The sequence below is a fragment of the Nocardioides sp. GCM10030259 genome (assembly GCF_042666375.1).
GTDB lineage: Bacteria > Actinomycetota > Actinomycetes > Propionibacteriales > Nocardioidaceae > Nocardioides.
In genome coordinates, this window is record NZ_JBHTDF010000025.1 from 39302 (window position 1) to 52091 (window position 12790).

A 12790-nucleotide genomic window follows, 5' to 3' on the forward strand; every position below is an offset into this window, starting at 1 on the left:
TGATCGGCTGCCCGACCGCCCTGCTTGAGGGAATCCAGCGAAATTCCGGCCGATTCGTGGTCTGCGTCTCACCCGTCGGGGTGAGGGCCGCCGCCCGCCCGGGTGGGGCCCGGATTCCGAGTGGGTGATGGCCGCGTAGTCCATCCGGTGGGGACGACCAGACCACACCCGTAAAGAGTTCAAGGATTCCTAAAGAAAACCGGACACGGCACTCCTTGAAATGCTTAATTACGTCCGTGACCCATTACAACGACGTCCCGTCGGGCTCCGAGGCGTTGATCGCGGTACACGTGCCCCTGGTCGGCCACATCGTTCGCGAGACGATGGCCAGGGTCCCGTCACACGTCGATCGAGATGACCTCACGTCGGCCGGACTCGCCGCACTCGTGCAGGCAGCCCATTCCTACGACCCTGACCGAGGCGTTCCGTTCAATCGGTACGCCACGACCCGCATCCGCGGCGCGATCCTCGACGAGCTGCGGAGCATCGACTGGGCATCCCGCTCGGTCCGGCGCCGGGCCCGCGAGCTCGACGCCACGCGCTCGCAGCTGGCGACCGCCCTCGGCCGGCCGGCGACGACCACCGAGGTCGCCCAGGCCTCCGGCCTGAGCTCCGACGAGGTCCAGGCGAACGACGACGACGTCGCCCGCGCCCAGGTCCTCTCCCTGCACGCGTCCGAGGACGACGCCATCGGGAACAGCCTGGTCTCGAACAGCCCCACCCCCGAGGCGCTGTTCGAGCACCGGGAGCGCCTGACCTACCTGACCGAGGCCATCGCGGAGCTTCCCGAGCGGCTGCGCCACGTCGTGGAGCAGTACTTCCTCGCGGAGCGACCGATGTCCGAGATCGCCGCCACGCTCGGCGTGACCGAGTCGCGCATCTCGCAGCTGCGGGCCGAGGCCCTCGTGCTGCTGCGCGACGCGCTCAACCACGAGCTCGAGCCGGACCTGGTCCCCGACTCGGCCCGTCCGGGTGGCGCCGCGGCGCGGCGACGGGAGGCGTACTTCGCGGCGGTCGCCGCGCGGCACGCCCGCGGGCTGCACGGGTACGCCGCCAGCCCGGGCGCGGTCAACGCGAGCTGACCCGCTCGACCCACAACTCCATACGACGAACGCCCCGAGGGGATCGCCGCAGAAAGAATTCCGAGATTTCTGCGCCGATCCCCTCAGGCGTTCCCTACGTCGGCCGAATGTTCCGGTGTCGGAGCCCACGGACGGGCTCCAGTCCGACTCACATCCAGGAAGGAACCATCATGAGTCTCCGCATCAACCAGAACATCGACGCCCTCAACTCCTACCGCAACCTGTCGGTCACCCAGGGCCAGATGTCCAAGTCGCTCGAGAAGCTGTCGAGCGGCTTCCGGATCAACCGGGCCGGCGACGACGCCGCGGGCCTGGCGATCTCCGAGGGCCTGCGCTCGCAGGTCGGTGGCCTCAAGGTCGCCGTCCGCAACGCCCAGGACGGCGTCTCGGTCGCGCAGACCGCTGAAGGTGCGCTCACCGAGGTCCACTCCATGCTCCAGCGCATGAACGACCTCTCGGTGCAGTACAACAACGGCACCCAGAACACCGAGTCGAAGGCTGCCCTGTCGGCGGAGTTCACCGAGCTGCACTCCGAGATCGAGCGGATCGAGGCCAACACGAAGTTCAACGGCAACGCGCTCTTCAGCGGTGCTGCGCAGACCTTCCAGGTCGGCTACGCGAACGACGACACCATCGCCGTGTCCGCCACCGCCCTGGCCGCGATCGACGTCTCTGCCGCCGTCATCAGCGACAGCGACACCGTCCAGGCCGCGATCACCACGATCTCGACCCAGCGCGCCGAGCTCGGTGCGGTGCAGAACCGGTTCGAGCACACGATCAACTCCGTGAACGTGGCGATCGAGAACCTCTCCGCCTCGGAGAGCCGGATCCGCGACACCGACATGGCTGCCGAGATGGTGTCCTTCACCCGCTCGCAGATCCTGTCGCAGGCCGGCACCGCGATGCTCGCCCAGGCCAACCAGGCCCCGCAGGGCGTTCTCTCGCTGCTGCGCTGAGCTCGCCGGTGGATCGGTCGGCGACTGACCCACCGTGGAGACCCGGTCCCCAGGAGAGCGTGACCCGCTCTCCCGGGGACAACCGGGCGTTCGCGCCCGTTCCCTTGTCCGTCCAGGAGGAATCTCGTGGCCACCAGTAGCGTCAGCGGTCTTGTCAGCGGTCTCGACACCGCGACGATCATCGACCAGCTCATGCAGCTGGAGGCGGTCCCGCAGACCCGGATGAAGAACGAGCAGACCGCCGAGAAGTCGGTGCTCACCGCCCTCCGGTCGCTCAACACCGCCGTGTCCGGCCTGGCCGACAAGGCGGCAGCGCTCGCCAAGCCGGCGACCTGGCAGACCCTCGTCCCCACCATCACCGGCACCGGCGTGACCGCGACGGTGGGCAGCACGGCCTCGGCGTCCAGCTTCTCCTTCACCGTCGACAAGCTGGCCACCACCCACCAGGTCGCCTTCACCGACGCGGCAGCGCTCACCGATGTCGTCGCCGGCTCGACCGTCACGCTCACCAAGCAGGACGGCACCGCGCACTCGCTCTCCACCGGGGGCGGCACGCTCACCGAGGTGGTGGCGGCGATCAACGGCGCGACGGCCACCACCGGGGTCCGCGCGACCGCGGTCAAGACCGCCGACAACAGCTACCGGCTGATGGTCGAGTCGACCGCGACCGGCGCGGCCTCGTCCTTCACCCTGACCGACGGCGACGGGACCGCCCTCCTGGGCGGGTCCGCGACCCGGGCCGGCGCGGACGCCCAGATCAGCCTCGGGCTCGGCGTCACGGCCACGTCGGCCACCAACACGTTCGCCGAGATCGTGCCGGGCGTCTCCGTGACCCTCGGCGGCGCCGCCACCGTCGGCTCGACGGCGACCGTCGCTGTCGCCCAGGACCCCTCCACCGTCAAGACCGCGGTGAAGGACCTCGTCGACCAGGTCAACAGCCTGCTCACCAGCCTCGACACCCAGACGGCCCGGAAGAGCTCTACCACCGTCGCCGGCGTCCTCTCCGGGGACAGCACCGCGCGAGACCTGCGCAACGCCCTGCTCGGCGCCGTGTTCGGGAGCGACCCCACCCAGACGATGGCGACCGCCGGCATCGAGACCGACCGCTACGGCAAGCTCGTCTTCAAGAGCGAGGTCTTCGACAAGGCGTACGCCGCCGACCCGGCCGCCGTCGCCGCCCACTTCACGACGGGCGCGACCACCGCCGAGAACGGGTGGGCCGCGCGCGTGGCCGCCGTCGCCAAGACGGCCAGCACCTCCACGACCGGCACGATCGCCAACGCGATCACGAGCCACACGCAGACCGTCGACCGGCTCACGAAGAGCATCGAGGAGTGGGACGACCGCCTGGAGGTGCGCCGCACCAGCCTGCAGCGCACCTACACCGCCCTCGAGACCGCCCTGTCGAACCTGCAGAGCCAGGGCACCTGGCTGGCCGGCCAGATCTCCAGCCTCCCGACGTACTCCTGACCCGCACCACTCCACCTGACCCTGACGCTGACCGGACCCCGGAAGGACGATCGATGACGATCCGCAACCCGCGCGAGACCTACCTCGCTGCATCCGTCTCGACGGCCTCCCCCGCGCAGCTGCTCGTGATGCTCTACGAGCGCCTGGTCATGGACGTCTCGCGGGCCGCCGACGCGCTGCGCTCCGGTGAGCCGAGCCAGGCCCACACCCCGCTGCTGCACGCACAGGAGATCGTCCTGGAGCTCAACGCCAGCCTCGACGTCAAGGCCTGGGAGGGCGCGAAGGGCCTGGCGTCCCTCTACGACTACCTCCACCACGAGCTGGTGAAGGCGAACATGGGCAAGGACCTCAAGATCACCGAGTTCTGCCTGCACACGGTCACCGTGCTCCGCGACACCTGGCGCGAGGCGGCCGGCGCCGTCCTCGCCGAGACGGCCTGACCGTGAGCCCCGGGCGCGCCCCCGTCGTCGCGGACGTCGACCGGCACCACCTTCTCTGGGCGACCGCCCTCGACCGTCTCGAGCTCGACGTCATGCGGGCCGAGCGGATGCTCCAGGACCCGACGCGGCCCGGCCCCGAGCCGTGGGACGAGCCGCAGCTCAGCGGACCGATCCCCGCCGACCTCGTCGAGCGGGCCGTCGCGCTCCGTGAGCGCCAGCGCGCCGTCCAGGCCGCCATCACGACCCAGCTCGGGGCGATCGGCCGCCAGCACGAGTTCGCGAACCGCGTGGACCGGGCCACCCGCCAGGCGGGCCCGGCCGTGTACCTCGACGTCACCGCCTGAGCCTGGCCCTGCTGGGAAACTCCGGACGTTTTCGCTCCAGATTTCCTCAAGCCCGGCGGCGCACCGCCGATCACCTCTTCCGAGCAAGGATCGCTCAAACCCTCGCCGAAGGAACGGCATCACCCCCTCGTCCAGCCCGGAGGCCAGGCGTGTCGTTCCTGTCCGATCCCGTCGGCGCGATCCTCGGATCCGCCCTCGACGGGATCTCCATGCGCCAGCGCGTGATCGCTGACAACATCGCCAACGTCGACACTCCGCACTACCGCGCGAGCAGCGTCGACTTCGAGTCCAGCCTGCGCTCCGCGATCGGCGCCGGCGAGATCACCGGCGGCGACGAGCTCGCCCCGACCGTGACCGCCACCGACACCCCCGTGGGCGCCAACGGCAACAACGTCGACCTCCGCAAGGAGACGATGGCCGCGGTCCAGACGCAGTTCCAGTACCAGCTGATGACGCGGGCCACGACCGACCGCCACAACATCCTCAAGACCGTGGTGGCCTCCTGATGGGCGCCTTCGACACGCTGCGCATCGCCGGCTCGTCTCTCGGTGCGCACCAGACCTGGCTCGACGCGCTCGCCAACAACATCGCGAACGTCAACACCGTCAAGCGGACCAGCGAGGACGCCTTCCAGGCCCAGATGCCGATCGTGCGCTCCGTCGAGGGCGGCGGCGTCGAGGTCGCGGGCTTCGCGCTCAGCGACGCCGAGGGCCGCGTGGTCTCCGACCCGAACAGCCCCCTGGCCGACGCCGACGGCAACGTCCGCGCGCCCGAGAACGACATGGCCACGCAGATGACCCAGCTCGTGATGGCCCAGCGCGGCTTCCAGGCATCCGTCCAGGTCACCAAGGACGCCCAGGACACCTACCGCAGCGCCCTCGAGATCGGACGGGGCTGACATGAGCGTCCCCGGGATCGAGGCCATCGGCTTCCAGCCGTACGTCGCACCGACGCTGCCCGCGTCCGCCGCGACCAACACGTCGAAGACGTCCGGCGTCGGCGCCGCGTTCGGAGACATGCTCGTCGACGGCCTGGACCGGCTCGAGGCCGTCCAGGACAAGTCCGACAAGCTCGCCGTCCAGGCCGCCACCGGTGACCTCGACGACATCCACGACTACACCATCGCCGCCACCGAGGCGTCGGTGACCGCCCAGCTGACCGTCGCCGTGCGCAACCGCGCGCTCGAGGCGTTCAACGAGATCATGCGGATGCCCATCGGATGAAGCAGAACGTCACCCGCTCGCTCACGCGCCTGCGGACCACCTTCCTCACGCTCACGCTCGGCCAGCGGCTCGTCGCCGTGGTCGGCACCGGAGCGCTGCTGCTCGCGGCCTTCATGGTGTTCCGTTGGGTCTCCACGCCCAACTACGCACCCCTCTTCAGCAACCTCGCGTCGGAGGACGCCTCGGCGGTCATCGACGAGCTCGAGGCGACCGGGGTCCCCTACCAGCTGGCCGACGGCGGCAACACCGTCATGGTCCCCCGTGACCAGGTGTACTCGACCCGCATCGACCTGTCCGGCCAGGGCCTCCCGGCCAACAGCTCCGAGGGCGGCTACTCGATCCTCGACACCCAGGACATGACCACGTCGGACTTCCAGGAGCAGACCGACTTCAAGCGCGCGATGGAGGGTGAGCTCACCAAGACCATCGAGGCGATCGACGGCGTGAACACCGCCGTGGTCCACCTGGCGATGCCCGAGAAGAAGGTCTTCTCCGACGAGCAGGACCCGACCACAGCGTCGGTGCTCGTCGACACCTCCGCCGGCAACACCATCGACGCCGGCAAGGTCCAGGCGATCGTGAACCTGGTCGCCTCCAGCATCGACGGGCTCGACCCTGCGAACGTCACCGTCGCGGACTCCACCGGCAAGGTGCTCTCGACCGAGAACGGCGCCGGCGGCGCCGGAGCCGGCACGCAGTCGCAGGCGGTCTCCGACTTCCAGACCCGCAAGACGCAGCAGATCCAGACGATGCTCGACCGCGTCCTGGGCCCCGGCAACTCCACGGTGCAGGTCTCTGCCGACCTCGACTTCGACAAGACCGTCCAGGAGTCCGTCACCTACAACACCCGCAAGGACGCCCCGGCGCTCTCCGAGTCGTCGAGCAAGGAGGCGTACAACGGCGTCGGTGCCGCGGGCGGCAGCACGGGTGTCGTCGGCCCGGACGGCCAGATGGATCCGGCCGGCGCAGGCGCCACCGGGACCACCGGCACCAACGGCACCTACTCGAAGGAGTCGGTGACCCGCGACAACGCCGTCGAGACCGTCAAGGAGCACCGCGAGACCGCGCCGGGCGCCGTCCGGACGCTGCACGTGGGCGTCGTCCTCGACTCCGCCACCGCCACCGGCATCGACCCGGCCGACGTGGAGGACCTGATCGCCGCGACCGTCGGCATCGACCCCGACCGGGGCGACACCGTCGAGGTGTCGAGCATGGCCTTCGACCGCAGCGTCGACGAGGCCGCAGCGGCCGAGATCGCCGCGGCCAACAAGGCCAAGGCCGACGCCGAGCGCTGGGCGATGATCCGCAACGGCGGCATCGGCGTCGCGGTGCTCGCGATGATCCTGCTCGCCTGGCTGCGCGCCCGTCGCGGCAGGAAGCAGCGCGAGGAGCGTACGGCGTACCTCGTCGAGCAGCTGCGCAACGACGCGAACGAGCGCGCCGCAGCCACGACCGCCATCGAGCCGGCTCCGGCCGTCGCCGCGCTGGACGCTGCCGAGCAGCAGGCCGACGACGAGCTCAAGCGTGAGATCGCCGCGCTCGCCGAGCGCCAGCCCGACGAGATCGCCACGCTGCTGCGCGGCTGGATCGTGGAGCGGCCCTGATGAACATCGCCGCGATGGGCGTCCGCAAGGCCGCCATCATCCTCATCCAGCTCGGCCGCGAGAAGGCGGCCGACGTCCTCAGCCACCTGGGCGAGGCCGAGGTCGAGGCGATCTCCGCCGAGATCGCGTCGCTCGACGTCGTCTCCGCCGCCGAGAGCACGGCGGTGATCCAGGAGTTCGGCGAGATGGCGACGGCCCAGGGCCACATCTCCCACGGTGGACTCGCGTTCGCCCGCACCATGCTCGAGCAATCGCTCGGCGAGGAGCGCGCGAAGGAGATCATGGAGCGGCTCCAGGCCGCTGCGGTCAAGATGCCGTTCCAGTTCCTCCACCGCGCCGACCCGAGCCAGCTGCGCACGTTCATCGCCGACGAGCACCCGCAGGTGATCGCGCTCGTGCTCGCGCACATGACCGCCGACAAGGCGTCGATCGTGATGGCCGGCCTCCCCGCGCACCTCCAGGCGGAGATCGCGCACCGCATCGCGGTGATGGACCGGACCTCGCCCGAGATCGTCCGCGCGGTCGAGGCCAACCTCGAGCGCAAGCTGTCCTCGGTGCTTCAGCCCTCGGAGCTGTCCCGCGTGGGCGGCGTCGACCCGCTGGTCAACATCATCAACCGGTCCGACCGCGTCACGGAGCGTCAGATCGTCGAGGGCCTCGAGGCGCTCGACGCCGAGCTGGCCGACGAGGTCCGCAGCCGGATGTTCATGTTCGAGGACATCGTCCACCTCGAGGACCGCTCCGTGCAGCTCGTGCTGCGCCAGGTCAACGAGGCCGAGCTCGCCCTGGCGCTCAAGGGCGTCAGCGAGTCGGTGCGCGACAAGATCACCTCGAACCTGTCCTCCCGTGCCGCGGAGACCCTCATCGAGGAGGTCGAGCTGCTCGGCGCCGTGCGCCTGACGCAGGTCGAGGAGGCCCAGCAGGGCGTCATCCGCAAGATCCGCCAGCTCGAGGAGCAGGGCCAGATCATGGTGCACCGCAGCGGAAGCGAGGAGGAGCTCGTTGTCTGAGGCACTCACGCACGACGACCTCGCCACCGCCGCCCTGCGCGACGCCCCGTGGCGCAGCGCCGAGGTCCCCGACCTCCGGCAGGGTGTGTGGACGAGGCTCGGCGACGAGCGGGTCCTCGGCGACGACGCCACGGAGTCGGTGCTCGGCCGGCTGGCCGAGCGCGCCCGGAGCGCCGCCCAGGCGCAGGGGTACGCCGTCGGCTGGTCCGCAGGCCAGCAGGCCGCGCTCCGGCGCCAGGCCGAGGACGCGGCGGTCGCAGCCGCCACGGCCGAGCGGCTCGAGGCGATGCGCGCCCACGAGCACGCCGAGGCGGTGGCCGGCCTGCGGGCCGCTGCGGCCGCCCTCAACGAGGCCGCGGCCCAGGTCGTCGCGCGCATCGGCGAGCAGGCGACCGACCTCGCCTTCGAGCTGACCGAGACGCTGCTCGGCCACGAGCTGTCCCTGACGACCGACCCCGGTCCCGGGGCGGTCGCGCGGGCGATCGCCGTGCTGCCCACGAACGCGGTCGCCACCGTGCGTCTGCACCCGCGCAACGCCCGCTCGATGGCCGCGGCCGAGCTCGGAGAGCTCGGCGCCGAGGTCGTCGCGGACCCGACCCTCGACCTGCACGACGCGATCGTCGAGACCGACACCACCGCCGTGGACCTGCGCCTCTCCGAGGCCATGGCCCGCGTCCGAGGAGCCCTCGCATGACCACCCTGAGCCCCGAGCGAGTCGGCGCAGCCCGCGCCGCCGTCGCGCCCGCCCACCTGGGCCGGGTCGTCGGTCTGCTCGGCCTGCGGGTCACCGTCGCCGGCGTGCCGGCGGCGATGGGCGACCTCCTCGAGGTCCGCGGCGCCGCGGGCCCGGTCCCGGTCGAGGTCGTCGCGAGCGAGCACGGCCAGCTGACCTGCCTGCCCCTCGCGGACACCACCGGCCTGCGGGTCGGCGACCACGTCGAGGCCAGCGGCCTCGGCCTGCGGATCGCCGTCGGCGAGGAGCTGCGCGGCCGCGTGCTCGACGGCCTCGGCCGCCCGATCGACGGCGGACCGTCGCTGGCGCACCTGCAGCAGGTCGTCGTCGACAACGAGACCCCCAACGCCCTCCTCCGCCCCCGCATCGACCAGCAGCTGAGCCTCGGCGTTCGCGCGATGGACGCCCTGACCGCCTGCGGCCGCGGCCAGCGCCTCGGCATCATGGCGGGCTCCGGAGTCGGCAAGTCGAGCCTGCTCTCGATGGTCGCCCGGGGCACCGAGGCCGAGATCTCCGTGATCGCCCTGATCGGCGAGCGCGGCCGCGAGGTCCGCGAGTTCCTCGAGAACGACCTCGGTCCGGAGGGCCTGGCCCGCTCGATCGTCGTCGTCGCGACCTCGGACGAGCCGCCGGTCGTGCGGATGCGCGCGGCGTTCGTGGCGACCCGGATCGCGGAGTGGTTCCGCGACGCCGGCCGCCACGTCGTGCTGATGATGGACAGCCTCACTCGCGTCGCCCTCGCCCAGCGCGAGATCGGTCTCTCGGCGGGCGAGCCCCCGGCCACCCGCGGCTTCCCGCCCAGCGTGTTCGCGATGCTCCCGAAGCTGCTCGAGCGCGCCGGCACGTCCCCGGACGGCAGCATCACCGGCCTCTACACCGTGCTCGTCGAGGGCGACGACCTGCAGGACCCGATCGGCGACTCGGCCCGATCGATCCTGGACGGGCACATCGTCCTGACCCGCGAGCTCGCGACGTCGGGGCACTTCCCCAGCATCGACGTCCTCGAGTCGATCTCCCGCGTGTCCGCGATCCTCACGCCGACCGGCAAGCAGGACGCGCAGCGGCTGCGCCGCCTGCTCGCGGCGTACCGCAACGTCAAGGAGCTCGTCGAGATCGGCGCGTACGTCCACGGCACGGACCCCGATGCGGACCTGGCGCTCGCGCTGATGCCGCAGATCGAGGCGTTCCTGCGCCAGGACATGGATGACAGCACACCCGCGGCCGACACCTGGGCCGCCCTCCACGAACTGGTGACGACATGAAGACCCGTCAGGGCAACCTCCGCGGCCTGGTCCGCCTGCGCACCGTGCGCGAGCGCGACAGCCGCACCGGCCTCGCCACGGCGCTCGCCGAGGAGCGCCACGTCGAGACGGCGATCGCCGACCTCGAGCAGCAGCTCGCCACGCTGCCCACCCCGTCGTCGGTCGACCTGCAGGCGTTCCAGGGCCGCCAGCAGACGCTCGAGCTGATCCGCATGGCGCTGACGGACGCGCGTGCCGACCTCGAGGTCGCCCGCGTCGTCAGCACCGCCGCACGCGACCGCTGGGTCGCCGACCGCACCCGCCTCAAGGCCGTGGAGTCGCTCGTCGAGCGCCGCGCCGCGGCCGTCCGGGCCGAGCGCGAGCGTCGTGAGCGGATCGCCCTGGACGAGGTCGCCGAGGAGATGTGGCGTCGCAACCACCTCGTCGAGACCGTCCCCGGTGGAGGTGCCGCATGAGCGTCTCCGAGGTGACCAGCCGGATCAGCCAGATCCAGTCGCAGCTGGCGACGCTGACCCCGCAGACGGTGTCCGCCGGCAGCTCGACCGCGTTCACCGGCGCCCTCGACGAGGCCACCGCGGCGACGTCCACGACTGCGCGGCTCGGCGCGGGCACCGGCACGACCGGCGAGGGCAGCGAGGTCGTCGAGCGGGCGCGCAAGTACCTCGGCGTCCCCTACGTCTGGGGCGGCACCAACCCCGCCACCGGCCTGGACTGCTCCGGGCTCGTGCAGAAGGTGTACGACGAGATGGGCTACGACCTCCCACGCGTCTCCTACCAGCAGGCCACCGCCGGTCGCCCGGTGGCGAGTCTCGAGCAGGCCCAGCCCGGCGACATCCTGGCCTTCGGGTCCCCGGTCCACCACGTCGGCATCTACATCGGCGACAACCAGATGATCCACGCCCCGCGTCCGGGCAAGGACGTCGAGATCTCGTCGGTGTACGAGAAGCCCTCCGCCATCCGGCGGGTGGTCCCCGACGCCGGCGCGGCCACCTCGGTCGGCACGCTCGGCACGATCGGCGAGGCTCCCGGCCGGATCGCCGCGGGCACGCCGTACGCGCACCTCTTCGAGAGCGCCGCCGCGAAGTACGGCGTCAGCGCCGACCTGCTGTCGGCCGTCGCCAAGCAGGAGTCCGGCTACAACCCGCGCGCCACCAGCCCGGCCGGCGCCCAGGGCCTGATGCAGCTGATGCCCGGCACCGCCGACGGCCTCGGCGTCGCCAACGCCTACGACCCGACCCAGGCCGTCGACGGCGCCGCGCGCCTGCTCAAGGGCCTGCTCGACCGCTTCGGGCAGACGGACCTGGCGCTCGCGGCGTACAACGCCGGCCCGGGTGCGGTGCTCAAGTACAACGGCGTGCCGCCGTACGCCGAGACCCAGAACTACGTCAGCTCCGTCATGTCGATGCTGGAGGCAGCATGAACCCCACATCCCTGCTGAACGGGCTCGGTGCGGCGATCACGGCCGAGCCCACGCTCGGCGGCGCCGGCACCACGGGACGCGCCACGGCACCCGGCACCGGCGACCTGTTCCTCACGCTGGTGGCCGGGCTGCTGCAGGGCGGCACCGCCGCCGCGGGGACGCCGGCGGCGGCCGGCGCGCCCGGCACCGACGAGGCCCCGACCGGCGTCCCGGGCGCGGTCGCGTCCGCCGACCCGTCGGCCGTGCCGACGACCGACGAGCAGGCCACGGACACCGGTCAGCCGACCGACGCGGTCGCGTCCGCGCTCGCCGCACTCGTGATCCCGGTGATCGCCCAGGCCACGCCGCAGGCGACCACGCAGGCGACCGCTCCGACGACCGCTCCGACCGCGTCGGTCGAGGGAGCGGGCGAGGGCTCGACCGTCGCCGTCGCCTCGACCGACGTCCCGACGACCGCCGCTGCGGGCACGAACCAGCAGGACAGCGGTGCGAACGCCGACTCCGGCGACCGCGGCTCCGCACCTGCCGCCGAGATCCCTCAGGCTGCCGCGGCGACGGCCGATGGTCCGAGCGATGTCGCCCGACCGACCCCGAGCCACGCGCGCACCGACGCCGCGTCCGCTGTCGCACCGAGCGCGCCGAACGGCGCCGCTCCGGTCGCCGCGGCCGCGCCCGCGTCGGCCGTCGCGCCGAACACGCCGTCCGGCGACGTGCACCGGGTGGGCGCCCAGGTCTTCCCCGAGGTCGTCCGCGTCTCCACCAGCGGCGTCGAGGGCGGCACCCAGCGCGTGACGGTCAAGCTGAACCCCGAGGCGCTCGGCGAGGTCCGCGTGATCCTCACCCACCGCAACGGCGAGCTCGAGGTGAGCCTCGCCGGCGGCGAGGACGCACGCCGGGCCCTGACCGAGGGTGCCCCCGAGCTGCGGCGCCTGCTCGAGGCCGTCGGCCGCGCCGACTCGCGGATCGTGATCCGCGACCTCCCCAGTGCCCCCACCACCGCGCCGACCGTGGTCCAGGACGGACCCGCGACGCGCACCGATGTCTCGACCGACCTGAGCGGAGACGCCTGGTCGGGAGCCGGACGCCCTGGCGGCGAGCCGGCAGCGGAGCGGGAGACCACCCGCTACCGCACCTCAGGAAGCAACAACGCCACGGATGGCATCCCGGACGCGACGATCCTGTCGCGTTCCACCACGACGGACGCGTCCGGCCGCCTCGGCGGCCTGGACGTGTCCATCTAGGAGGA

At 71.9% G+C, this 12790-nt stretch carries 15 protein-coding genes; all 15 read left to right on the forward strand.

Annotated features, from left to right (window positions below):
• Positions 1-236: 236 nt before the first annotated feature.
• The gene (locus ACFQQI_RS19630) at positions 237-1082 is read left to right on the forward strand and encodes a sigma-70 family RNA polymerase sigma factor (protein ID WP_378567541.1); all 846 of its coding nucleotides are present in this window, start codon (positions 237-239) and stop codon (positions 1080-1082) included.
• Between the two features lie 170 nt (positions 1083-1252).
• On the forward strand, positions 1253-2038 hold the full coding sequence (locus ACFQQI_RS19635) for a flagellin (protein WP_378567544.1): 786 nt from the start codon (positions 1253-1255) through the stop codon (positions 2036-2038).
• Between the two features lie 126 nt (positions 2039-2164).
• Positions 2165-3508 (forward strand): flagellar filament capping protein FliD, encoded by a 1344-nt coding sequence (gene fliD, locus ACFQQI_RS19640; RefSeq protein WP_378567547.1) that lies wholly within the window; start codon positions 2165-2167, stop codon positions 3506-3508.
• 53 nt (positions 3509-3561) lie between these two features.
• Positions 3562-3948, forward strand: a complete 387-nt coding sequence (gene fliS, locus ACFQQI_RS19645; protein ID WP_378567550.1) for a flagellar export chaperone FliS — start codon at positions 3562-3564, stop codon at positions 3946-3948.
• Between the two features lie 2 nt (positions 3949-3950).
• Positions 3951-4292 carry a hypothetical protein gene (locus tag ACFQQI_RS19650; protein WP_378567553.1) on the forward strand — a complete coding sequence of 114 codons (342 nt, stop codon included), beginning with the start codon at positions 3951-3953 and terminating at the stop codon, positions 4290-4292.
• A gap of 149 nt (positions 4293-4441) precedes the next feature.
• Positions 4442-4798 (forward strand): flagellar basal body rod protein FlgB, encoded by a 357-nt coding sequence (locus ACFQQI_RS19655; protein WP_378567556.1) that lies wholly within the window; start codon positions 4442-4444, stop codon positions 4796-4798.
• Entirely contained in the window at positions 4798-5190 is a 393-nt protein-coding gene (locus tag ACFQQI_RS19660) for a flagellar basal body rod protein FlgC (protein WP_378567559.1), read from the forward strand. The genes ACFQQI_RS19655 and ACFQQI_RS19660 overlap by 1 nt, the downstream gene beginning before the upstream one ends.
• A 1-nt stretch (position 5191) precedes the next feature.
• Positions 5192-5515 (forward strand): flagellar hook-basal body complex protein FliE, encoded by a 324-nt coding sequence (fliE, locus tag ACFQQI_RS19665; RefSeq protein ID WP_378567561.1) that lies wholly within the window; start codon positions 5192-5194, stop codon positions 5513-5515.
• A complete protein-coding gene (gene fliF / locus ACFQQI_RS19670) occupies positions 5512-7119 on the forward strand; it encodes a flagellar basal-body MS-ring/collar protein FliF (RefSeq protein ID WP_378567564.1) in 1608 nt (535 codons plus the stop codon). The genes fliE and fliF overlap by 4 nt, the downstream gene beginning before the upstream one ends.
• Positions 7119-8129: a flagellar motor switch protein FliG gene (gene fliG / locus ACFQQI_RS19675; RefSeq protein ID WP_378567567.1), complete on the forward strand. Its 1011-nt coding sequence runs from the start codon at positions 7119-7121 to the stop codon at positions 8127-8129. Before fliF ends, fliG begins: the two co-directional genes overlap by 1 nt.
• Complete coding sequence (locus ACFQQI_RS19680) at positions 8122-8823, forward strand: FliH/SctL family protein (protein ID WP_378567570.1); 702 nt, start codon at positions 8122-8124, stop codon at positions 8821-8823. The genes fliG and ACFQQI_RS19680 overlap by 8 nt, the downstream gene beginning before the upstream one ends.
• The gene (locus ACFQQI_RS19685; RefSeq protein WP_378567573.1) at positions 8820-10124 is read left to right on the forward strand and encodes a FliI/YscN family ATPase; all 1305 of its coding nucleotides are present in this window, start codon (positions 8820-8822) and stop codon (positions 10122-10124) included. Before ACFQQI_RS19680 ends, ACFQQI_RS19685 begins: the two co-directional genes overlap by 4 nt.
• The gene (locus ACFQQI_RS19690; RefSeq protein ID WP_378567576.1) at positions 10121-10579 is read left to right on the forward strand and encodes a flagellar FliJ family protein; all 459 of its coding nucleotides are present in this window, start codon (positions 10121-10123) and stop codon (positions 10577-10579) included. Before ACFQQI_RS19685 ends, ACFQQI_RS19690 begins: the two co-directional genes overlap by 4 nt.
• The gene (locus tag ACFQQI_RS19695; protein ID WP_378567579.1) at positions 10576-11544 is read left to right on the forward strand and encodes a transglycosylase SLT domain-containing protein; all 969 of its coding nucleotides are present in this window, start codon (positions 10576-10578) and stop codon (positions 11542-11544) included. Before ACFQQI_RS19690 ends, ACFQQI_RS19695 begins: the two co-directional genes overlap by 4 nt.
• Entirely contained in the window at positions 11541-12785 is a 1245-nt protein-coding gene (locus tag ACFQQI_RS19700) for a flagellar hook-length control protein FliK (protein WP_378567582.1), read from the forward strand. The genes ACFQQI_RS19695 and ACFQQI_RS19700 overlap by 4 nt, the downstream gene beginning before the upstream one ends.
• The last annotated feature ends 5 nt before the right edge of the window (positions 12786-12790 follow it).